Source organism: Achromobacter sp. HZ34 (assembly GCF_002209485.1).
GTDB lineage: Bacteria > Pseudomonadota > Gammaproteobacteria > Burkholderiales > Burkholderiaceae_B > Bordetella_C.
The window spans coordinates 550,167-572,866 of record NZ_NJIX01000003.1 but is presented as its reverse complement, the minus strand read 5'-3'; the positions used below and the strand labels follow the sequence as shown (position 1 = coordinate 572,866).

Here is a 22,700-nt window from a genome sequence, read left to right as displayed (position 1 = left end):
CGCAATCTAAAATGCGATTGTTCCGGCGCGGCGAGATGGGCCCGACAGGGTCTCCATCCGGCTTTGCACCTGCATTCCCTAGCTACTTCCTTATTCCGACATGACGTCTCCCCTCGACTCCGGCGCTTCAGCGGCCATCGCCAGCCCCCGCGGCCGCCGGCCCAAGTCCCTGTCCAATGACGAGATCCACGCCAAGTTGCAGCAGGCTGTCCTGGAGCACCGTCTCAAGCCCGGCACTCGCCTGGTGGAGGACCACCTGGCCGAAGTCGCCGGCTCCACCCGTGCCCGGATCCGCCAGGTACTTTTGCGCCTGGCGCATGAGAGCCTGGTCACGCTGGTGCCGAACCGGGGGGCGTGCGTCGCCAGCCCGACGGTGGAGGAAGCGCGCGAGGTCTTCGCCATGCGGCATCTGCTCGAACCGTCGATGGTGCAATGGCTGGCGGAGCGCCCGCGGCAGGCTGACGTACAGCGCTTGCGCGAGCACGTGGCGCAGGAGGCCGCGGCGCGAGCCGAAGGCGACAGGCCGCGCATCATCCGCCTGTCGGGTGAATTCCACATGCTGCTGGCGGAGCTGACCGGCAATCGCATCCTGTCGCGTTCCCTGCGGGAACTCTGCGCCCAGACCTGCCTGGTCATCACCCTCTACGACAAGCCGAATACCCCGGCCTGCCCCTATCACGAACACGAGGACGTCATCGATGCCATCGAGGCCGGCAACGGATCGCGGGCGGCGGAGTTGATGCGGCATCACCTGCACCATATCGAGCAGACGCTGGCGCTGGATGACCCTGCGGGGGAGGCACCGGTGGACCTGCAGGCGCTTTTTGCCTGAGGCCGGAGCCGCGCTGCCGCGGCCAGCCCTGGTTCATTCAGCCGCCATGGCCGGTGGGGCGCGGCGCCGGTGCATCTCGCGCTCGTATCTCCCGGTTCCGGTTAACCGGTAAACTCGACCCTTACTGTTTACCGTCCCTGCCGGCGGCCCGATCGGGCTGCAACAGAACCTCATGCTGCCTTTCCCTGCCTTGCCCCGACCATCGCGCCTGCTGTGTAGTGCGCTCAACGCCCTGCTCAAGCGCGAGGAGTGGGCGCGCGATCGTCTGGCCCGCCATGCGGGCAAGACGGTACGGTTCTCGTTCGGCCGGATGCAGCTGGCCCTGACGGTGGATGTGCAAGGCTACGCGGACGTGGCTGACGACGCCATCGTGCCCGATGTCACGCTGACGCTGGACAGCGGCAAGTTCAGCCTGGCGCGCCTGCTGGGTGGCGAAGGCAAGGCGCTGGCGCGGGCATCGGCCCGCGAGCGCGCCGATGCGTTCGCCGACATGACGCATATCTCCGGTGACGCGGGTCTGGCCCAGGTGGTGGCCGAACTGGCCGCCAACCTGCGTTGGGACGTGGAAGATGAACTGGCGCTGGTGGTCGGCGATATCCCTGCCACGCGTCTGACACAAGGCGCGCGCAGCGTGACCCGTGGCGCCCGCGACGTGGCCCAGCGTATCGGCGGCAATGTGGCCGAGTACCTGTCGTACGAGCAGGGCATGCTGGCCAATCGTCCCGTGGTGGAAGGCTGGCGCGGCGACCTTGCCCGCGCGACGGCCGGCGCCGATGCCCTGGCTGCCCGCCTGGCACGGCTGGAAGCGCGTCTCAGCCGTCTGGATGGGGGTGGTTCAGGCAACGCTGCCGCGAAGGCTGCGCCGAACACCGCCGCCTCGAACATTGCCTCTCCTGGCAGCGGTAATTCCAATAACGGCACCAACCACGGCATGTCGAATAGCAGCCGGTCAGCGATGGGGCAAGCCTGAACACCATGCTGAGCTTTCTGCGCTTTATCCGTATCGTTTTCGTCGCCTGGCGCTATGGCCTGGATGAACTGGTGCTCTCCGGCCTGAAGCACCCGATGGCCGCGCTGCTGCTGCGCTTCGTGCGCTTCGGCCGGCGGCCGCGTGCGCCGCGCGGGGTGCGCCTGCGCCGCGCGCTGGAATCGCTGGGCCCCATTTTCGTCAAGTTCGGCCAGGTACTGTCGACCCGCCGCGACCTGATCCCGGCGGATATCGCCGCGGAACTGGCGTTGCTGCAGGACCGCGTGCCGCCTTTCCCGTCGAAGCAGGCGGCCGAGTGCATCGAGACCGCGCTAGGTGCGCCACCTGCCACGCTGTTCAAGCATTTCGAGGTCGATCCCGTCGCCTCGGCCTCCATCGCCCAGGTGCACTTTGCCGTGCTGCATGACGGCCGCGAAGTGGCGGTCAAGGTGCTGCGGCCGGGCATGCTCAGCATCATCGAAAAAGACATGGCGCTGCTGCGCATGCTGGCCGGTGTGATCGAGCGCCTCGGCGCGGACGGCCGGCGCCTGAAGCCGCGCGAGGTGGTGGCGGAGTTCGACAAGTACCTGCATGACGAACTGGACCTGGTGCGCGAAGCCTCCAATTGCAGCCAGTTGCGCCGTAACTTCGGCCCGGAGTCGAATCGCGGCGGCGTGCTCATCGTGCCCGAGGTGATCTGGGAGTTCACCACCAGCACCGTCTTCACGATGGAGCGCATGTACGGCATTCCGGTGGGGCAGGTCGATCGCATGCGTGCCGCCGGCATCGACATTCCCAAGCTGGCGCGCACCGGCGTGGAGATTTTCTTCACCCAGGTGTTCAGCGACGGCTTTTTCCACGCCGATATGCACCCGGGCAATATCTACGTGTCGGACCGGCCGCAGACCTTGGGCCACTACATCGCGCTGGATTTCGGCATCGTCGGCTCGCTGTCGGAGTTCGACAAGAACTACCTGGCGCAGAACTTCCTGGCCTTCTTCCGCCGCGATTATCGCCGCGTGGCGCAATTGCATATCGAGTCGGGGTGGGTACCCCCCGAGACCCGCGAGGAAGAGCTGGAGGGCGCCGTACGCGCTGTCTGCGAGCCTTACTTCGATCGACCGCTGTCCGAGATTTCCCTGGGCCAGGTGTTGTTGCGCCTGTTCCAGACCTCGCGCCGCTTCAATGTGGAAATTCAGCCACAGTTGGTGCTGTTGCAAAAAACCTTGCTCAATGTGGAAGGGCTGGGGCGCGAGCTCGATCCCAACCTGGATTTGTGGAAGACCGCCAAGCCTTATCTCGAACGCTGGATGCGCGAACGCATGGGCTTGTCCGGGATCCGCAAACAGCTGGAGAAAGAGGCCGCGCAGTGGTCCCAGATGCTGCCGGCGCTGCCGCGCCTGCTGCACGAACAGCTGTCTCGGCCCAATGTGGAGCCGGCCGTGCTGGTCGAACTGGGCCGTCTGCGCAAGGCCCGCGAGCACGGCAATCGGCTGCTGACGGCCATTGCGGCGGTGCTTGCCGTGGGGGTGGCGCTGGTTATCTGGTTCCACGTCCGTTAGCATCCTGGGCGCTTGAACAGGGACTTGACTCGTAACCGTTCCAGGTGTGAGTCATGTTTCTGACATAATTCTGTCATTACACGTTCGCACGCGAGAGCGATAAAGGCGACTGCGGGCTTTGGGGGCCCGTGGGTCGTACGCGCTAAGTTTCCCGTTCGGCCGATTACAAACCCGATCCCGGGCGCAGCCATGCGCCCGCGTCCGGCAGGGGAGACTTGCGCAATGAACGCGGTCGATGGCCTGAGGGACGGGATCTTTGAACCACATCAGGGCCTATATCTCATGCTTTATCCGGAACTCTTCAAAACCATGGAAGCCGTACGCTGGAATATGTCGACCGACATACCCTGGGACGACTTCGATCGGAGCAAGCTGTCGGACGAGCAGGCCAATACGATCAAGATGAATGCCATCACGGAGTGGGCAGCGTTGCCCGCGACCGAGATGTTCCTGCGCGACAACCACGGCGACAGCGATTTCAGCGCTTTCATATCGGTCTGGTTTTTCGAAGAGCAGAAGCACTCGCTGGTGCTCATGGAGTATTTGCGCCGCTTCTGCCCGGAACTGCTGCCGACGGAGGAAGAACTGCACAAGGTGCGTTTCGAATTCGATCGCGCGCCCGCGCTGGAAACGTTGATGCTGCATTTCTGCGGCGAGGTCCGCTTGAATCACTGGTACCGCTGCGCCGCCCAATGGCACACCGAGCCGGTGATCCGCGCCATCTACAGCACCATCGCCAAGGATGAGGCGCGCCATGCGGGTGCGTATCTGCAGTACATGCGACGCGCGCTGAACGACCGAGGCGCCGATACCAGCCAGCAGGCCAAGATGGCCTTCTCGAAGATCGGCATGTTGATGGCATCGGCGGGGCGCACGCAGCAGGCGATGCACCCCACCAATCTGCACGTCAACAAGGACATGTTCCCGAATGACACGGTGCAGTCGAAGCTGCCGGATCCGGGCTGGCTGGAGCGCTGGCTGGATTCGCAGATCCGTTTCGACGGCGGCTGGGAGCAGAAGGTGGGGGACCGCATCCTGCACATCCTGTCCAAGCTGCTGGACCGCACGTTCGAATCCGCCAAGGATCTGAACCGCTATCGCAAGGAAACCATGGCGGCGATGGGCGGCAAGTCCGGTCTCATCCTGCCGCCGGGTGTGGGCGACACGGCACTCGCCGGCGTCTGAGCGACGCTTGCTTGCGCAAGGCGAGGCCGGGCAGGGCTCGGGCTGGTGTGGGTAGCGCAGCGCTGGCCGTCCCGTAAAATGCGCGCATGACTGCCCGTTTCGAATCCAAGATGCTCACCCGCCAGGAATGCGCCGCCGCCATCGCGGAGGGCCGCCTGGCGCGCCCGTTGGTGTTCACCAATGGCGTGTTCGATATCCTGCACCGTGGCCACGTCACGTACCTGGACGAGGCGGCCCAGCTGGGCGCGACACTGGTCGTGGCGGTCAACACGGACGCGTCGGCCCGCCGGCTGGGCAAGGGGCCCGAGCGGCCGCTGAACAATGAGCAGGATCGCGCCGCCATGCTGGCGGCCTTGGCGTGCATCGGTGCCGTCACGTGGTTCGACGAAGACACGCCGCAGGAATTGATCGCGGAGTTACGCCCTGACATCATCGTCAAGGGCGGCGACTACGACATGGAAAAGTTGCCGGAGACGGCGCTGGTACGCAGCTGGGGCGGACGCGCCGTCGCGGTCCCGTTCGAATTCCAACGGTCTACCACGGCCTTGGTGAAGAAGATCCAGGGCGGTAAATAGCGCTCGACCAAAGCCCGATTGGGCCGCCAGCGGCTTGCCACGACCCTTTTTCTTGTGGGGCCCTGCGGAGCCCCACGCCCCCCCAAAAAAAAGACCTGTGCATGGCACAGGTCTTTTTTGATCACGAAAGTTGCGGGCAGGCTATGCCAACGTCCCCTGGCCCCGGCGTTCGATAGCGTCACGGCTCGCGGCGCCGGGAATGGGGACCGGAGGGCCCACATAAAATCTGTCTTCTTCCAGAAGGAAGAACGGCCCTGCCGTCCAGCGAAAACCCCTGTCCTCAGAACTTGAACTGGGAGACAGTAGCGCCGCGCAGGGGCTTGACGATGGTTTCGAACAGGTTGACCGTCTCGAAACTGGCCGCGGTGCTGCGCGTGATGCGACAGGCCGTCATCACCGGCGCCTGGCCGACGATCACGACCATGCGGCCGCCGATGCGCAATTGGTACTTCAGCCCATCCGGCACCACAGGCACGGAGCCAGTGATCAGGATGGCGTCGTATTCGGTGCTGCCCCAGCCATTGCGGCCGTCGCCGGTTTCGATCTTGACGTTGCCGACATTGTTCAGCTGCAGGTTCTGCTGCGCGAAAGCAACCAGGCGGCTGTCGATCTCAATCGAGGTCACCTGCTGCGCCAGCGCGGCCAGCAGGGCGGCCTGGTAGCCGGAACCCGTGCCGATTTCCAGCACGGCGTCGGTCGGCTTGAGCAGCAGCTCCTGCGCCAGACGCGCTTCGGTCTTCGGCGGCAGCATGCTCTGGCGGGTGTCCACCGCGTTGATTTCCAGCGGGATCTCCAGATCGGAGAAGGCCAGCGTGCGATACGCCGGGGGCACGAATTGTTCGCGACGCACCTTGAACAAGGCGGCCAATACGTTTTCGTCCAGCACATCCCAAGGGCGGATTTGCTGTTCCACCATGTTGAAGCGGGCTTGTTCGACGTCGGGCAGAGTGGATGCGTTCATGACAGCACGGAAGAATTTCGGAGATGACGGCGGGGGCAATTGTACCGGCTTGCGCGCCAGGGTGGGTTGCAGGGGCCTTCCGCCGGGTACAGCCCGCCAGTCTTACAGAACTCTGACCTACCACCAGGCGTGGAAATGATGCACCGCCCCATGGCCGCTGCCAGCGTCCAGGCGGCTGGAATGCCGGATGGCCTCGGTCAGATAGGCCTTGGCGCGCCGCGCTGCTTCCGGCACGTCGTCGATCTGCGGCAGCAGTGCCGCCAGCGCGGCCGACAGGGTGCAGCCGGTGCCGTGCGTATTGGCCGTGTCGATACGATGGCCGGGCAGTTCGATCATGCGGTCGCCGTCGTGCAGCAGGTCGATGACGTCGTTGCCGGGCAGGTGCCCGCCCTTGACCATGACCCAGCGCCGGCCGTCATAGGCCATCTTGTTGCGCAGGCGCTCGGCCACGCGGCGCATTTCCTTCACCGACTCCACCGGCCGCTCTTCCAGAAGCACGCCGGCCTCCGGCAGATTGGGCGTCAGCATCGTCGCTTGCGGCAGCAGCGCTTCGCGCAGGGCACCGACGGCGTCGCGTTCCAGCAGCAGGTCGCCGCTCTTGGCGACCATCACGGGATCCAGCACCACATGCCAGTCGCGGTCCGCCGGGCGCCAGCGTGCCAGCTTCTCGGCCACCACCTGGATCACCGGCATCTGCCCCAGCATGCCGATCTTGACGGCATCGATGCGCACGTCGGTGAACAGTGTGTCGATCTGCTGGCCGACGAAAGCGGGCGGCACCGGGGAGACGCCGGTGACGCCATGCGTGTTCTGCGCGGTAAGCGCGGCGATGACGCCGCAGCCATAGGCGCCCAGTGCGCTCATGGCCTTGATGTCGGCCAATACACCGGCGCCGCCGGAGGGGTCGACGCCGGCGATGGTCAACGCATTCGGAATGGGACGAGGCTTGCTCACCGCACCACGCCTTCCGTCGGGGAGGTAGGCTCGGCGCTGTACAGCTTGCGCGGCATGCGGCCCGCCAGGTAGGCGGCGCGGCCAGCCTCGACGGCCAGCTTCATCGCGCCGGCCATCAGCACCGGGTTACGGGCGTGGGCGATGGCGCTGTTCATCAGCACGCCGTCGCAGCCCAGTTCCATGGCGATGGCGGCGTCCGAGGCCGTGCCCACGCCGGCATCCACCAGTACGGGAACGCGGGCCTGGTCGATGATCAGGCGCAGGTTCCAGGGGTTGACGATGCCCATGCCGGAGCCGATCAGCGAGGCCAGGGGCATGATGGCCGACGCGCCCAGGTCTTCCAGCATGCGCGACTGGATGGGATCGTCGGCGCAGTACACCATCACCTTGAACCCTTCATCGACCAGCGTCTTCGTGGCCTTGAGCGTTTCCGGCATATTGGGGAAGAGGTTGGTGGGATCGCCCAACACTTCCAGCTTCACCAGATCGTGGCCGTCCAGCAGTTCGCGCGCCAGGCGCAGCGTGCGCACGGCTTCGTCGGCGGTATAGCAGCCGGCGGTATTGGGCAGGTAGGTGAACTGCGAGGGCGGGACGAAGTCGAGCAGGCTGGGTTCGTTGGCGTTCTGGCCGAGGTTCACGCGGCGGACCGCGACGGTGATCAGTTCGGTGCCGCTGGCGTCCAGCGCCTGGCGGGTCTGCTCGAAATCCTTGTACTTGCCGGTGCCCACCACCAGGCGCGAGCGGAAGCTGCGGCCGGCGACGGTAAAAGTGTCTTGGGAGTTCATGATGATGCCAAAAGTGAGGCCGAAATTGAGGCCGTAACGGCGGGGGCCGTCCGACCGGCCACGCCAGGATGACGTCGCGGTTTAACCGCAATCATAAAACAGCAGCGCCCCGAATCCGCCCCGTCGCCGGCAGGGTCTTTGCTCCAGGCGGGGCCAAGCCAGGGGTCAGGGGCCAGAAGCCAGAAGCCAGAAGCCAGAAGCCCAAGGCCCAAGGCCCAAGGCCCGAGGCCCAAGGCCCAAGGCCCGGGCCTCGGGCCCCGACCTCCGACGCATGGCGCCACATCGGATGCTCCCTTCCTGGCAAGCCGCAGCCACAGGGGCGCTAGCCCAATAGGGGGGCAATGGGGGAACCCCCATTTTCAAAAAAACCTCTATCAAAAAACCTCTTCGCCAGCGACCGCGGGCATCGGGTGCTCCCGTCGCTTGCCAAGCCGCAGCCACAGGGGCGCTAGCCCAAAAAAAGGGGCGATGGGGAACCCCCCATCATTAAAAACTTCTCGCCAGCAGCCGCGCGCCGACCGGCTTTGCCATTGCCCCTCAGCGCGGCACTGGCGGCCGGGCCTGGTCCAGGGCCTGGCACAGGGCCTCGGCGGCGTCGATCAGCCGTGGGCCGGGGCGGTACAGCGTATCGGCGTCGACGCCGTAGATATGGCCGGCCAGGGCCGCGGGCAAACGGGTCTCCTTCCAGGACGAGGCCAGCGTGCGCAACTCCTCGATGCCGCTCACACCGGACACCACGGCGTCGGGGCGTGCCGCCAGGACCGTTTCCAGGCCGACTTGCGACGCGGTGGCGGGCGCATCCGCGAAGACATTGACGCCGCCGCAGATGCCGATGGCATCGTTGACGATGCTTTGCTTGTTCAAGGTGAACAGCGGGTTGCTGCCGGCCTGGATGAAGACGCGTACCGGCGGCCGCCCGCGATAGCGCTCGGCCAGCTTGGCCAGGCGTTCGCGCAGGCTGGCCGCTTCCTTGTCGGCCGCGGCTTCGGTGCCGAACAGGCGGCCCAGGGTCGCGACTTCATCGGGGATGGCAGCCAGGGTGCGTGGATCGCTGAAGAACACAGGCACGTTCAGGGTGCGCAGCGTGGGCATCAAGGGCTCGGCCGCGCCCGGCAACCAGGCGATGACCAGATCGGGCCGCAGCTCGGCCACGCGTTCGACATTGGGCCGGGTGCCGTCGCCGATGGAAGGCACCTGCTTGACCTCTTCCGGAAAATCGCTGCCCTGGATGGTGCCGGCCATCGCCTGGCCCGCGCCGGCCGCGTAGACCAGTTCGGTCGCATGCGGCGCCAGCGTGATGACACGGCGCGCCGGTTGCTCCAGCGTAACGGTGCGGCCCTGGTCGTCGGTGACCGTGATCGGGCCGGCCGGCACCGCTGCCGCGGCGTCCGTCTGGGCGGCTGAGCCCGCCTGATCCGATTTGCCCGATTGGCTCGTCCGCCCCATTCCGGCGGCGTGGTCCTTTTGCGCCGTTGCGCCTGCCTGTCCCGCCTTGTCGTCGCCCGCTGGCGGCGCGGCGCCGCAGGACGCCGTGGTCAGCGCTGCCGCCATCAGGCCGGCAATGAAAACGCCCCATCGCGCCGGCGGGCGCAAGGGGGCGAAGAAAGAAGTGCTACGTCGCATGATGTGCTGTGGACAAAGCGCCGCGGACGCGGCGCGATGCCACGATGCTACATGCGCCAGCTCAGGTTCACAAACGCGTTGGAACCTGGCGTGCGATAGCCTTCGACCAAGGTGTACTTCTTGTCGAACACGTTGTTCCAACGGACGCTCACCTGCAGATTGCGCGTCAGTTCATACGATGCCAGCAGGTTGAAAAGGCCATAGCCGGCCAGCTTGTCGCCGGTCATCGCGTCGGTACGGTCTTCGGTCAGGTAGACCTCGCCTCCCAGCAGGAAGCTGCCCCAGCGATGATCCGCCGACAGGCGCAGCACGGTGTCCGAACGCTGCGGCAATTGCTCGTGCGTGTCGGTGTTGCGCGGATTGCTCAGGTCCAGGCTGGCACGGATGCGCGTGTCGCCGAACTTGCGCATGCCCGTGAAGGTGACCCCTTCGAGCAAGGCGTGCGAGATGTTGTACGGCTGATAGACGCTGAACGGATCTGCGGCATCGACGGCCTGGTTGATGATCAGGTTCTTGACCTTGTTGTGATAGTAGGTCACGCCCGCTTCGGCATCGTCGTCCTGGTAGCGCAAGCCCAGCTCATAGTTCTGCGAGGTCTCGGGACGCAGGTTCGGGTTGCCCTGGAAGCCGCCGTCGTTGTGCCAGTACAGCTCGTTGAAGTTCGGCGCACGGAAGCCGGTGCTATAGCCGGCGGTGGCGCGGACCTTCTCGGTGATGTCGAAACCGTAGGTCAGGCCGCCGGTGGTGCGATCGCCGTACTGCGAGTTGTTGTCGTTGCGCAGGCTGGCCTGCAGGTGATGGCGGCCGAAGTCACCCAGGTAGACGCCCGTGAAGGAATTCACGTGGCGGCGCGTCTCGTCGTAGTTGCCGAAGCTGACCGGGAAGTCGTTGAAGTTGCCGATGTCACCGGCGGCGCGCTGTTCCAGGTGCTCATAGGCAAGCGTCAGCTTCTGGCCCTGGGCCAGTTGCAGGTCGTGCTGCCAGGTGAACTGGTTCTGGCGCGTGCGGAACACGCTGCGGCCATCGGGCGTGTTGCCGAAGACTTCATCGCCGGGCGCGTTCTCGCTGCGGTTGTAGTCCAGCGAGCTGCCGAAGCGCAGCGTGCTGGTCCAGAAGTCCGTCAGGCGGTTGGTGCTGGTGACCGAATAAGTTTCCAGCCGCTGGATTGAGCGGTCGTTGAACGCGGGCGAATTGCCCATGTCGTAGCCGCCGTTCACGGACGTGCGGTAGTACTGCACCGACAGCGTCTGGCCGCGCAGCCACTCATAACCCAGCGAAGCGGCTACGTTGTTCTGGTAGTAGCTGTCCTTGTCGGGGTTGTGATAATAATTTTTCTTGTTGGTGGCGTCGAAGCCGTGGCTTTGCTGGTAGCCGGTGGACAGGCTGTAGGTCCAGCCGTTGGACGCGCCCGACAGGCCGGCGTTGTAGCTGCTGGTGCCGTAGGTGCCGAAGCCGACGTCGGCGAAGGCCGACAGCGGCTTGTCGGTGGCGCGCTTGGTGATGATGTTGATGACGCCTCCGATGGCGTCCGAGCCATACAGGCTGCTGGCCGCGCCGCGCACGATTTCGACGTGGTCGATGCTGCTGGCGGGCAGGGCGTTGAGTGCTGCCAGGCCGTTGGTGGCGTTGTTGATGCGTTGGCCGTCCACCAGCACCAGGGTCTGGTTGCTGTTGGCGCCGCGCATGAACAGGCTGGTGACCGTCTGCGGACCGCCGTTGTTGGCGTATTCGATGCCGTGGCTGCGCGACAGCACTTCGGCCAGGCTGCTCTGGCCGGCGCTTTGCAGTTCTTCGCTGCCGATCACGGTGACGTCGCCCAGGACGTCCTTCAGCGGCTGTACGCTGCGGGTGGCGGTGACGACGACGGTATCCAGCTGTGATACAGCAGGGGCGGAATTGGCGGGGGTTTGCTGGGACCAGGCCCAGGCGGGAGCCAGACAGGCGAGCAGGCCTGCGCTACGCAGGACAAAGCGGGACTTCATGAGTGGACCTCGGTAGGACGCGCGACCCCGCACGTCATTCACGAAAAAATCGGAATCACGCCGGATACGGCGGGTTGGTGCCCTTGCCTGGCAAGTGATTCCACGGGCGAATCGGCCGGTATCGGGCTGTCGCGCGTCGCCGCGCGAGGACCGTTGCGGGGGCAGCACAGGCTGAGGAGGCATGTTTACCCGTGTGTGGGCGGCCTTCCTTCCTGTTTCCCGTTTGACTTTCACCCGCCGGGCCCGGCGCGGCAGGCGCCGCGAGCAGGTCCGGTTGCGTTGAAAGCACCGATTCGAGGTTGCGGACTGTAACACGGCACTTAGGGCTTACAGGGGTTTTGTTACCATTACGCTTTGATTTAGCGGGACTTTTGTTGTCCTCACGCCACCCGCTTATTTGCCATACTCCTGGGTCCGCGCAAGCGTCCCATTCAATCAGGATCGACCGTGTCTTATCCCGCCATGCCCTACCCCTTGTCCGCTTATACGCACGGCGCCGATTTCGTGCGCGGACTTGCCGACCGCATCCTGATCCTGGACGGCGCGATGGGCACCATGATCCAGCGCTACAAGCTGACCGAGGCCGACTTCCGCGGCCAGCGCTTCGCGGAACATGGCAAGGACCTGAAGGGCGACAACGAACTGCTGACGCTGACCCGGCCGGACGTGATTTCCGAGATCCACCGGCAGTACCTGGCCGCCGGCGCCGACGTCATCGAAACCAATACCTTCGGCGCCACGTCCATCGCCCAGGGCGACTACGACCTGCCGGAACTGGCTTACGAACTGAACAAGGAATCGGCGCGCCTGGCGCGCGCGGCCTGTGACCAGTACAGCACGCCCGATCATCCGCGCTTCGTCGCGGGCGCGTTGGGGCCGCAGCCGAAGACGGCGTCGATCTCGCCGGACGTCAATGACCCCGGCGCGCGCAACGTCACTTTCGACGAACTGCGGGTGGCATATGTCGAACAGCTCAACGGCCTGCTCGACGGCGGCATCGACGTGGTGCTGATCGAAACCATCTTCGACACGCTCAACGCCAAGGCCGCCATCTACGCGGTCGAGGAAGTCTTCGAAGCGCGCAATGTGCGCCTGCCGGTGATGATCTCCGGCACCGTTACCGACGCGTCCGGCCGCATCCTGTCGGGGCAGACGGTGGAAGCCTTCTGGAATTCGGTACGGCACGCCCGCCCGGTGACCATCGGCCTGAACTGCGCGCTGGGAGCGGCGCTGATGCGGCCCTACGTGGCCGAGCTGTCGAAGATCTGCGACGCGTATGTGTGTGTGTACCCCAACGCCGGCCTGCCCAACCCGATGAGCGACACCGGCTTCGACGAGGAGCCTGCCGATACCTCGGCGCTGCTGGAGGAATTCGCGCGCGCCGGCCTGGTCAATATGGCGGGTGGCTGCTGCGGCACGACGCCGGACCATATCGCGGCCATCGCCGCCAAGGTGCGCGAGCTGACGCCGCGCGTGGTGCCCGAGATCGCCGTCAAGACGCGCCTGTCGGGCCTGGAGCCGCTGAACTTCGACGAAGAAACGCTGTTCATCAACGTCGGTGAGCGTACCAACGTCACCGGCAGCAAGATGTTCGCGCGCCTGATCCGCGAGGAAAAGTACGACGAGGCCCTGGCCGTTGCCCGCCAGCAGGTGGAAAACGGCGCCCAGATCATCGACATCAACATGGACGAGGCCATGCTGGATTCGGTGGCCTGCATGAGCCGCTTCCTGAACCTGATCGCGTCCGAGCCCGACATCGCGCGGGTGCCGGTGATGATCGACAGCTCCAAGTGGGAAGTCATCGAGGCCGGCCTGAAGTGCGTGCAGGGCAAGCCGGTGGTGAACTCGATTTCCATGAAGGAAGGCGAGGAAATCTTCCTGCATCACGCGCGCCTGTGCCGCCGCTACGGCGCGGCCATGGTGGTGATGGCCTTCGACGAGCAAGGCCAGGCGGATACGCTGGAACGCCGCAAGCAGATCTGCGGCCGCGCCTACAAGTTGCTGGTCGAGCAGGAAGGGTTCGCGCCGGAAGACATCATTTTCGATCCCAACGTCTTCGCCGTCGCCACGGGTATCGACGAACACAACCACTATGCCGTCGATTTCATCGAGGGAACGCGCTGGATCCGCGACAACCTGCCGCATGCGCGCATTTCCGGCGGCGTCTCCAACGTCAGCTTCTCCTTCCGCGGCAACGAGCCGATGCGCGAAGCCATCCACACGGTCTTCCTGTATTACGCGATTCGCGAAGGCATGACCATGGGCATCGTCAACGCCGGCCAGCTGGGCGTGTATGCCGACCTGGAACCGCGCCTGCGCGACCTGGTGGAAGACGTGGTGCTGGATCGCCCGGAACCGGTCGGCAAGACCGAAGCCGATGACGAACGCACGCCCACGGAGCGCCTGGTGCAGTTCGCCGATACCGTCAAGGGCTCGGGCGCCAAGAAAGAGGAAGACCTGGCCTGGCGCGCCCAGCCGGTGGGCAAGCGCCTGACGCATGCGCTGGTACACGGCATCACCACCTTCATCGTCGAGGACACCGAAGAAGTGCGCCAGGAAGTGGAGGCGCGTGGCGGCCGTCCCATCGAGGTGATCGAAGGCCCGCTGATGGACGGCATGAACGTGGTCGGCGACCTGTTCGGCGAAGGCAAGATGTTCCTGCCGCAGGTGGTGAAGTCCGCGCGCGTGATGAAGCAGGCGGTGGCCCACCTGATCCCCTTCATCGAAGAGGAAAAGCGCCAGATCGCGGCAGCCGGCGGCGATGTGCGCGCCAAGGGCAAGATCGTCATCGCCACCGTCAAGGGCGACGTGCACGACATCGGCAAGAACATCGTCACGGTGGTCCTGCAATGCAATAACTTCGAAGTCGTGAACATGGGCGTGATGGTGCCCTGCGCCAAGATCCTGGAAACGGCCAAGGCGGAGAACGCGGACATCGTCGGCCTGTCCGGCCTGATCACGCCCAGCCTGGAAGAGATGGCCTACGTCGCCGCCGAAATGCAGCGGGATACGTATTTCCGCGACCGCAAGGTGCCGCTGCTGATCGGCGGCGCCACCACCAGCCGCGTGCATACCGCCGTGAAGATCGCGCCGCATTACGAGGGGCCGGTCATCTACGTGCCGGACGCCAGCCGTTCGGTGGGCGTGGCCACCAATCTGGTTTCGGACCAGTCCGCCACCTATCTGGCCGACCTGGCGCAGGAATACGAGGACGTGCGCCGGCGCCATGCCAACCGCAAGGCCACGCCGCTGGTGTCGATCGAGGAAGCGCGCGCCGCGCGGCCCGTCATCGACTGGGCCACCTATACGCCGCCGCGCCCCAAGTACATCGGTCGCCGCAACTTCAAGCACTACGACCTGGCGGAGATCGCCACCTACATGGACTGGACGCCTTTCTTCCAGACCTGGAGCCTGTTCGGCCAATACCCCGCCATCCTCGATGACAAGGTCGTGGGCGAACAGGCGCGCAAGGTGCTGGCCGACGGCCAGGCCATGCTCAAGCGCATCATCGAAGGGCGTTGGCTGACGGCCAATGGCGTGGTGGGTTTCTACCCGGCCAACCGCGTCAATGACGAAGACATCGAGATCTACGCCGACGAGACGCGCGAGAAGGTGCTGTTCACGTGGCGCAACCTGCGCCAGCAAGGGGTCAAGCGCGAAGGCGTCAGCAACAAGTGCCTGGCCGACTACATCGCGCCGAAGGACAGCGGCAAGCTGGACTATATCGGCCTGTTCGCGGTCACCGCCGGCCTGGGCATCGAGAAGAAGGAAGCAGAATTCGAGGCCGCGCAGGACGACTATTCCAGCATCATGCTCAAGGCCCTGGCCGATCGCCTGGCCGAAGGCTTCGCCGAATGCCTGCATGCGCGCGTGCGCAAGGACCTGTGGGGTTACAAGGCGGACGAGACCCTGGACAACGACGCGCTGATCGCCGAGAAATACGTCGGCATCCGGCCGGCGCCGGGTTATCCGGCCTGCCCGGAACACGTGGTCAAGCGCGAGCTGTTCGAAACGCTGGATGCTTCCGCCATCGACATCACGCTGACCGAAAGCTATGCCATGTTCCCGGCGTCCAGCGTGTCGGGTTTCTACTTCAGCCATCCCGATTCGCAGTATTTCAACGTCGGCACCATCGGCGAGGACCAGTTGCACGATTACGTGCAGCGCAGCGGCCGCACGGAAGAAGACGTGCGCCGCACGCTGGCGCCCAACCTGGGGTAGTGCGCCGGACCATGAACGTTCCCGCCAGCACCGCGGTACACGAAGGGTCGGCCCTGCGCCGTCACGCGCTGGGCGATTTCGTGCGGGCGGCGCGCTCGCGCATCACGCCGCAGATGGCGGGGGTGCCGACGGGGCTGCGGCGGCGCACGCCCGGCCTGCGGCGCGAAGAGGTGGCGCAGCTGTGCGGCATCAGCGTCACCTGGTACACGTGGATCGAGCAAGGCCGCGAGGTGTCGGTTTCGCCGGCGGTGTGGGCGCGCATCGCCACCGTCCTGCAATTGGGGCGGGCCGAGCGTGCCTATCTGTTCGAGCTGGCGGAGTGCGCCGACCCCAGCCATCCGCGCGATGAACCCGCGGGAGTGTCGGGGGTGCTGCAGGACAGCGTGGACGCCATCAGCGTGCCGGCCTATGTACTGGACCGCTGCTGGAACCTGATGGCGTACAACCCGCAGATGCGCGAGCTGTTCGACGACTGGCCCGTGCGCGATGCGGCGCCCAATCTGTTGCGCTACATTTTCCTGGATCCGGCCGCGCGCCAGTTGGTGGTGGATTGGGAGCAGCGCGCGCGGCGCGTGGTGGCGGAGTTCCGCGCCGACGCGGGGGCGCATCTGGATGAAGAGGACGTGCGCGCGTTGCTGGACGACCTGACGCGCGCCAGCCCCGCTTTCGGCCATTGGTGGACCCGCCATGCGGTGATCGAACGGGAAGGCGGGCTGCGCGACTTCGACCATCCGCGTATGGGCATCCTGCGCTATCGCCAGGTGACCTTCCGCCTGGCGACGCATACGGACATGAAGCTGATCATGCTGCTCAAGGAGTGAGCAGGCGTTTACCGCCGTTCACTCCGTGAACACCACCAGCTTGCCGTCTTTCCACGTGTACAGCTGCGCCGACAGGCCGTAGGCCGATTGCGCCATGATGCGCGCGGCCATGTCGCGCAGGGAGCGCACGCTGTCGCTGTCTTCGCGGCCGCACACCAGCAGCTCGTCGCGGGCAGGCACGGCCACCACGGGGTCGCCCTTGATCTCGACGCGATCGCGCCATTCCTGCGCCAGGAATACGAAGCTGGCGTCGTAGTTGCCGTCCGCGCGCACGCCGTAGCGGCCGTCCTGGCCTTCCACGGTCAGCGCGGACAACTGGCGGCGCAGGTTCTCCAGCGCCAGCGGCATCAGCTGCTCGCGGGTCAACCCCAGGGCTTCCAGTTCGCCAGGCGCGACGTAGCTCATGGCCTCGGGTTTGTCTTCCACGAAGGCCACCAGCAATTCATCGGTCAGCGGTTCGGTGATGAAAGCTTCCTTGTTCTCGATGCCCGCGGCGTCCAGCTGCTTCAGGCTGGTGGTCAGCCACATGGTGGTCTTGACCAGGGGCAGGATGCTGGCGCGGCGCGTGGCCGGATCGGCTTCCTGGCCGGTAGGGGCGGCATCCAGGTGAGCGGCGATGATGGCATCCATGTCGGCGGGCGACTTCTGGTAGGCCGCGTAGGCATTGCCCAGGAACTGGTTGACTTGCATGCCGCCGGGCATGACCCAGTGCACCTTGACGCCAGCCGCGGTGGCGGCTTCTTCGATCTTCACTTCCGCGTCGGGAAAACGCCCCTGCGCGGCGCTGGCATAGGCCTTGGCGAAATCCGCCACGTCCATGGCGCGCGCCTGCCGGGCAGCAAAAATACGGGAAAAAAAGGTCATCGGGATTCCAGAAAACCCGCGTTGCGGGAAGGGAAAGATACCGCGATGATATCGTCCCCCTCCGCAAACCGCGAAATCCCCTACAGCTTGTGGTAGACCTCGGCGCCCTTGCGGACGAATTCGACGGCCTTTTCCTGCATCCCCTTCTGCAGCGCGTCCTTCTCGCTCGCGCCTATGGTCGCCGCATAGTCACGGACGTCCTGCGTGATCTTCATGCTGCAGAAGTGCGGGCCGCACATCGAGCAGAAGTGCGCCACCTTCATCGAGTCCTTGGGCAAGGTCTCGTCGTGGAACTCCTTGGCCGTGTCCGGATCCAGGCCCAGGTTGAACTGGTCGTCCCAGCGGAACTCGAAGCGCGCCTTCGACAGCGCGTTGTCGCGGATCGACGCGCCAGGATGTCCCTTGGCCAGATCGGCCGCGTGGGCAGCGATCTTGTACGTGATGATGCCGTCCTTGACGTCCTTCTTGTTGGGCAGGCCCAGGTGTTCCTTGGGCGTCACGTAGCACAGCATGGCGGTGCCGTACCAGCCGATCAGCGCGGCGCCGATGCCGGAGGTGATGTGGTCGTAGCCGGGGGCGATGTCGGTCGTCAGCGGTCCCAGTGTGTAGAAGGGCGCTTCGTGGCAATGCTCCAGCTGCAGATCCATGTTCTCCTTGATCATCTGCATGGGCACATGGCCGGGGCCTTCGATCATGACCTGCACGTCATGCTTCCACGCCACCTGGGTCAACTCACCCAGCGTCTTCAGTTCGGCGAATTGTGCTTCGTCATTGGCATCCCAGGCCGAACCCGGGCGCAGGCCGTCGCCCAGCGAGAAGCTGACGTCGTAGGCCTTCATGATTTCACAGATTTCCTCGAAGCGTTCGTAGAGGAAGCTTTCGCGGTGGTGCGCCAGACACCACTTGGCCATGATGGAGCCGCCCCGCGAGACGATGCCCGTCATGCGGTCCGCCGTCATGGGGATGAAGGGCAGGCGCACGCCAGCGTGGATGGTGAAATAATCCACGCCCTGTTCGGCCTGCTCGATCAGCGTGTCGCGGAAGATTTCCCAGGTCAGATCTTCGGCCTTGCCGTCGACTTTTTCCAGGGCCTGGTAGATCGGCACCGTGCCGATCGGCACCGGCGAGTTGCGCACGATCCATTCGCGGGTCTCGTGGATGTGCTTGCCGGTGGACAGGTCCATCACCGTGTCGCCGCCCCAGCGGATCGACCAGGTCATCTTTTCGACTTCTTCGGCGATGCCGGAGCTGACGGCGGAGTTGCCGATGTTGGCGTTGATTTTTACGAGGAAATTACGCCCGATGGCCATCGGCTCCACTTCGGGGTGGTTGATGTTGGCGGGGATGATGGCGCGGCCGCGGGCGATTTCGTCGCGCACGAATTCCGGCGTGATGATGCTGGGAATGGCGGCGCCGAAGGACTGGCCGGGATGCTGGCGCAGCATGCGTTTGACGAGTTTTTCACCCTCGGGGCCACTGGCGCGCAGCGATTCCAGGTATTGTTCGCGGCGCAGGTTCTCGCGGATGGACACGAATTCCATCTCGGGCGTGATGATGCCGCGGCGGGCATAATGCATCTGCGACACGTTGGCACCGGCCTTGGCGCGGCGCGGCGGACGCTGCAGATCGAAACGCATGGCGGTCAGTTTGGGATCGGCCAGGCGCTCCTTGCCGTAGTCGCTGGTAGGGCCCGTCAGCAGTTCCGTGTCGCCGCGTTCCTCGATCCAGCCGCGGCGCAGTTCGGGCAGGCCGCGACGGATGTCGATCTTGGCATCGGGATCGGTGTAGGGGCCGCTGCAGTCATAGACTGTCAGCGGGGGGTTCTTTTCGCCGCCGAACATGGTCGGCGTATCGTCCTGGGAGATTTCCCGGAACGGCACGCGGATGTCCGGGCGTGAACCTTGCTGATAGATCTTGCGGGAACGGGGCAGGGGTGCGACGGCTGCTGCATCGACCTCGGCCGTGGCGGCGAGGAATTTAGGATTGGCGTTCATTGAAGCTCCAAGACTGGTGAGTTGGAGCCGAATCGGGTCGGACCGACACAAGGGATGCGGGTTGTTGCACGAAGTCATCCCATACCGTGTGCCGGAACGCTCCCAGCATCGGCATTATCCGTACTGGTACGAAGGGACTCTCTCAACCTCCCGCCGGCCATGCCGGCAAGGAAGTACCCCCGCGTGAACATCGAAGTATAGAACGGGTTAAAAGCCTGTAGTGTTGTGGTCATGTTTTACGGGCATTACAAATGGAAGCAGTATCACCTTGTGTCGGGCACTCAGCGCCCTGTAAACTTTTTTTGTAACCGTCGGCTTGCCGACGTGATTCAACCAGATCAAAAACAGGAAGAACTCCATGCAGATCACCCTTCGTAAGCTGGCTCCCGCGTTGCTTATCGCCACACTGGCCTTGGCGGGTTGCCAGACCCCTGGTCAGAAAACCGAGGGGTCCCAGCCGTCGACTACCGGTGCATCGACGCCTCCCGGCACGCCTTCGACGACGCCCAGCGCGCCGCCTTCGGGCCAGGCCACGGTGCCGGCGGTGGGCTTCCTGCTGGCGCAGAACAATCCTGGTCCGGGCTTGACCGAAGTGAAGTTGAGCGATGGTTCCATCTATGTGCAGCGCCAGCCCGTGCTGACGCGTGCCGATCTGACCGAGGCAGCGCCGCTGGCCAGCCGCCAGGGTGAAAACTATGTCGGCTTGCGCTTCACCGAAGGCGGTGCCCGCACCTTGACGACCGTGACTACGCAGAACGTCGGCAAGTTGCTGGTGCTGGTGGCCGACGGCAACATCCTGGCTGCCTTGCGCATCAGCGAGCCCTTGACCCGTGGCGTGCTGGCCTTCGGCGTGAATAGCGCCCAGACCGCGCAGGACATCGTTGCCAAGGTGCGTGGCGACCAGCCGGCCGCCGGCGCGCCCACCACCCCGATCACGCCGCCTGCTTCGACAGCACCGCGCCAGTAAAGCCGCAACAGGCGAGGCGCGCAGGCTGTTTGCGCTTCGTCTCCACTGCAGCAATGATTCCGGCCCGCTAAGCGGGCCGGAGTCGTTTGGCAATGAGGGGGGGGCGATCATCCGCCCCATTTGGGCGGATGGCTCGCAGAGACCACGGGCGCTGATGGCTCACGCGATCAGCCTGCGCGGATGAACGGGGAAGGGCGGAGAGGTGGCGGCCGCGGTGGGTCAACCGCGGCGTCGTGCCCACGTTGCAGCCGCTTTGGTATGGCACGGATGCAAAGAGGTACGCGAGCACTACAGGGGAGGGGCAGTGACCGCGCACCGGCCTGGTAAGGCCGGCATGCTGCGGGCACGACGACAACCGCCGACAGGTAAGTGCCGGATAGCCAGAATCCGATCCAGCATTACCCGGCCCGCGCTTTTTACGCAGGCCGGTATGGGGAGGCTACGTTGTGGTGATTTGCCATGCGGCAGCGGCGGACTTCCCCGCAGCATGCTTCGCCACTGCGGCGAAATCCCCCGCCGGCTTACTTCGCCGCGTTGACCATATACCGCACCGCGGCGCGGATATCGTCTTCCGACGCGTTGGCGGCGCCACCCTTGGGGGGCATCGCGCCCTTGCCGGTGAGAGCCACCTTGACCATGGCGTCTTCGCCGGTCTGGATGTACTTGTCCCAGGCGCTCTTGTCGCCGAACTTCGGTGCGCCGGCCACGCCAGAGCTATGGCAGGCGAAGCAGGTGCTCTTGTACAGTTTCTCGCCCGCCGGATTGACGGCCGCCTGGGCGGTCGCGCCTTGGGCGGGAGGCTGCTGGCCGGCCGGCGGTGCCGCTTGTGCCGACGGTGCCTGCTGCGCGGGCGCGGCAGCGGCGGTCGCTGCGTTCCCGGGTGCGGCTGGCGGGGTCTGGGCTGCCGTGGCTTGCGCCGGCGCTTGCTGGGCCTGGGCCGTCTGGCCAGCGGCAGGCGCTGCCGCCTGGCCGCCACCCTGTGGCGCGGCGCCAGCGGCCGGGGCGCCACCTTCTGGCGCAGGCGCTGCCGGTTCCGGCAGATTGCCGCCCGACTTGTTGGCCATGAACACCACTGCGCGCGCTACTTCATAGTCGCTCAGGGAGGGATTGCCTCCCTTGGCGGGCATGGCGCCTTTGCCGTGGAGGGCGATGTTCAGCATCGCCTCGTAGCCTTCCTTGATACGCGGCCCCCAGGCTGCGCTGTCGCCCACCTTGGGCGCGCCGGCCACGCCGGCGGCGTGACAGGACGTACAGACTGCGGCGAAGACTTGTTCGCCGGTCTTGAAGACCTTGGGAGCGGTGATGTCGACGAAGTCGAAACCCGCCACGGGGGCAATGCGTTTATTGATGGCGTCTGGCGTTAGCGCGTTGGAACCTGCGCCGCTGCGGCCTTGCGAGACCACCATATTGACCAGCATCAGGATGATGATGATCGGGATGACGAAAGATAGAACGACCGTAACGATCAACTGCTGGGGGGTCTTGATGAGTGAGGCATGTTCTTGTGTATGTTCTTGCTCTTTGCTCATATCCTAATCCTGCTATCGGTGTACCGGGGCGCCTGCACGGCGGCAACAGTGATTCAAAGCAGGGCGGCAAGCCAGCAAACCGCCATTCGCAGCGAGTGCAAACCGGACGATTATAGCGGCCTGAATCGTCCCTGGAATGGTGCGCCGCCGCAGGCCCAGCACCGATCCTGGATTTAGGTACAATACCGCCTCCCTTGTGCCCGTAGTTCAACGGATAGAATGAGAGCCTCCGAAGCTCTAGATACAGGTTCGATTCCTGTCGGGCGCACCAGATTTACATGAAAAAGCCCCGGCCATATGGCTCGGGGCTTTTTCGTGGGTGCCAGGGGCGCGCGGCGTTCAGGGGGCCAGCGACGCTCCTATCGCCAGCATGCGCTGATGTATCCGCGCCAGGTCGTCTTCGCTTAGCTCCAGCACGGCCGCCATGTGGAACAGGTTCGAGAATTCGAGGGAACGGGGCGTCGCTCCGCCGGTGTACTTGCGCCAGTGCTGTTCGCCCACGCAGGCCAAGGCGGCCATTTGCTTGCCGGTGTAGCCCAATTCGTCCTTGAGCGCCTGGAGGTCTGCTGGTGTTGGAGGGATGTATGCCATGACGAAAAACCCGCCTGTCGGCGGGTTCCTTCGGTTATCCAGCCAGGAGCTTCGCCAGGGCTGCGCCGCTGGTGAACGCGGCTGCGATGAGGATCATCGGATACCAGGCGCGCTCGCGGATCATCTTCGAGGCTTCCGCGTTCAGCTTGCTGGTTTCCGCCATCAGCTTCGCGATCTCCGCTTCGGTTTTGATGGTATCCAAGGCTTTTTCCATTCCGTCTTCCTTGCGGGTATTCGGACTGCACGAGGGACGCGCTATCCATGTGTGGAATATAGCGCATTGCGCC

17 protein-coding genes, 1 tRNA gene and 1 pseudogene are annotated in these 22,700 nt (G+C 65.0%); 9 read left to right on the top strand and 10 right to left on the bottom strand.

Going from position 1 to position 22,700, the window contains the following annotated elements; genetic code table 11:
* Window positions 1-100 precede the first annotated feature (100 nt).
* The 5 genes and pseudogenes from CEY05_RS14675 (at window position 101) to rfaE2 (ending at window position 5,121) form a co-directional block, all read left to right on the top strand.
* Window positions 101-832 carry a GntR family transcriptional regulator gene (locus CEY05_RS14675; protein ID WP_088599038.1) on the top strand — a complete coding sequence of 244 codons (732 nt, stop codon included), beginning with the start codon at window positions 101-103 and terminating at the stop codon, window positions 830-832.
* Window positions 833-1,004: 172 nt separating this feature from the next.
* Window positions 1,005-1,658 (top strand): annotated as a pseudogene (locus tag CEY05_RS14670) (SCP2 domain-containing protein); the annotation flags it as partial.
* 149 nt (window positions 1,659-1,807) lie between these two features.
* Window positions 1,808-3,361, top strand: coding sequence for a ubiquinone biosynthesis regulatory protein kinase UbiB (gene ubiB / locus CEY05_RS14665; RefSeq protein ID WP_198952781.1), 1,554 nt, complete (start codon window positions 1,808-1,810; stop codon window positions 3,359-3,361).
* A 282-nt stretch (window positions 3,362-3,643) separates the two neighbouring features.
* Window positions 3,644-4,546, top strand: coding sequence for a ferritin (locus CEY05_RS14660; RefSeq protein WP_088599245.1), 903 nt, complete (start codon window positions 3,644-3,646; stop codon window positions 4,544-4,546).
* 86 nt (window positions 4,547-4,632) lie between these two features.
* The gene (rfaE2, locus tag CEY05_RS14655) at window positions 4,633-5,121 is read left to right on the top strand and encodes a D-glycero-beta-D-manno-heptose 1-phosphate adenylyltransferase (protein ID WP_088599035.1); all 489 of its coding nucleotides are present in this window, start codon (window positions 4,633-4,635) and stop codon (window positions 5,119-5,121) included.
* Window positions 5,122-5,401: 280 nt separating this feature from the next.
* Here the strand turns inward: rfaE2 and CEY05_RS14650 are convergent, their stop codons facing one another.
* The 5 genes from CEY05_RS14650 to CEY05_RS14630 form a co-directional block, all read right to left on the bottom strand.
* Window positions 5,402-6,082 carry a protein-L-isoaspartate O-methyltransferase gene (locus CEY05_RS14650; RefSeq protein WP_088599034.1) on the bottom strand — a complete coding sequence of 227 codons (681 nt, stop codon included), beginning with the start codon at window positions 6,080-6,082 and terminating at the stop codon, window positions 5,402-5,404.
* A gap of 117 nt (window positions 6,083-6,199) precedes the next feature.
* The gene (gene thiD / locus CEY05_RS14645; RefSeq protein WP_088599033.1) at window positions 6,200-7,036 is read right to left on the bottom strand and encodes a bifunctional hydroxymethylpyrimidine kinase/phosphomethylpyrimidine kinase; all 837 of its coding nucleotides are present in this window, start codon (window positions 7,034-7,036) and stop codon (window positions 6,200-6,202) included.
* Entirely contained in the window at window positions 7,033-7,821 is a 789-nt protein-coding gene (locus CEY05_RS14640; RefSeq protein ID WP_088599032.1) for a thiazole synthase, read from the bottom strand. Before CEY05_RS14640 ends, thiD begins: the two co-directional genes overlap by 4 nt.
* Before the next feature lie 537 nt (window positions 7,822-8,358).
* Entirely contained in the window at window positions 8,359-9,267 is a 909-nt protein-coding gene (locus CEY05_RS14635) for a cobalamin-binding protein (protein WP_088599244.1), read from the bottom strand.
* 224 nt (window positions 9,268-9,491) lie between these two features.
* Window positions 9,492-11,426 (bottom strand): TonB-dependent siderophore receptor, encoded by a 1,935-nt coding sequence (locus CEY05_RS14630; RefSeq protein ID WP_088599031.1) that lies wholly within the window; start codon window positions 11,424-11,426, stop codon window positions 9,492-9,494.
* A gap of 447 nt (window positions 11,427-11,873) precedes the next feature.
* On the opposite strand from CEY05_RS14630, the gene metH reads away from it, so the two are divergent.
* On the top strand, window positions 11,874-15,647 hold the full coding sequence (metH, locus tag CEY05_RS14625; protein ID WP_088599030.1) for a methionine synthase: 3,774 nt from the start codon (window positions 11,874-11,876) through the stop codon (window positions 15,645-15,647).
* A gap of 11 nt (window positions 15,648-15,658) precedes the next feature.
* The gene (locus tag CEY05_RS14620; protein ID WP_088599243.1) at window positions 15,659-16,468 is read left to right on the top strand and encodes a helix-turn-helix transcriptional regulator; all 810 of its coding nucleotides are present in this window, start codon (window positions 15,659-15,661) and stop codon (window positions 16,466-16,468) included.
* An 18-nt stretch (window positions 16,469-16,486) separates the two neighbouring features.
* Here CEY05_RS14620 and CEY05_RS14615 read toward each other — a convergent pair whose 3' ends face one another.
* Window positions 16,487-17,332 carry a DUF1444 family protein gene (locus tag CEY05_RS14615; RefSeq protein ID WP_088599029.1) on the bottom strand — a complete coding sequence of 282 codons (846 nt, stop codon included), beginning with the start codon at window positions 17,330-17,332 and terminating at the stop codon, window positions 16,487-16,489.
* Between the two features lie 80 nt (window positions 17,333-17,412).
* Complete coding sequence (gene thiC, locus CEY05_RS14610) at window positions 17,413-19,326, bottom strand: phosphomethylpyrimidine synthase ThiC (RefSeq protein ID WP_088599028.1); 1,914 nt, start codon at window positions 19,324-19,326, stop codon at window positions 17,413-17,415.
* 358 nt (window positions 19,327-19,684) lie between these two features.
* Here thiC and CEY05_RS14605 point away from each other — a divergent pair, with 358 nt between their 5' ends.
* Complete coding sequence (locus tag CEY05_RS14605) at window positions 19,685-20,293, top strand: preprotein translocase subunit SecD (protein WP_088599027.1); 609 nt, start codon at window positions 19,685-19,687, stop codon at window positions 20,291-20,293.
* A gap of 521 nt (window positions 20,294-20,814) precedes the next feature.
* On the opposite strand, the gene CEY05_RS14600 is transcribed toward CEY05_RS14605, so the two are convergent.
* Window positions 20,815-21,822 (bottom strand): cytochrome c5 family protein, encoded by a 1,008-nt coding sequence (locus CEY05_RS14600; protein ID WP_088599026.1) that lies wholly within the window; start codon window positions 21,820-21,822, stop codon window positions 20,815-20,817.
* Window positions 21,823-22,018: 196 nt separating this feature from the next.
* On the opposite strand from CEY05_RS14600, the gene CEY05_RS14595 reads away from it, so the two are divergent.
* A tRNA-Arg gene (locus tag CEY05_RS14595) sits at window positions 22,019-22,093 on the top strand.
* Between the two features lie 68 nt (window positions 22,094-22,161).
* Here the strand turns inward: CEY05_RS14595 and CEY05_RS14590 are convergent.
* Together CEY05_RS14590 and CEY05_RS14585 are read right to left on the bottom strand one after the other, a co-directional pair.
* On the bottom strand, window positions 22,162-22,413 hold the full coding sequence (locus tag CEY05_RS14590) for a helix-turn-helix transcriptional regulator (RefSeq protein ID WP_088599025.1): 252 nt from the start codon (window positions 22,411-22,413) through the stop codon (window positions 22,162-22,164).
* A gap of 34 nt (window positions 22,414-22,447) precedes the next feature.
* Window positions 22,448-22,627, bottom strand: a complete 180-nt coding sequence (locus CEY05_RS14585) for a hypothetical protein (RefSeq protein ID WP_088599024.1) — start codon at window positions 22,625-22,627, stop codon at window positions 22,448-22,450.
* Window positions 22,628-22,700: the final 73 nt, after the last annotated feature.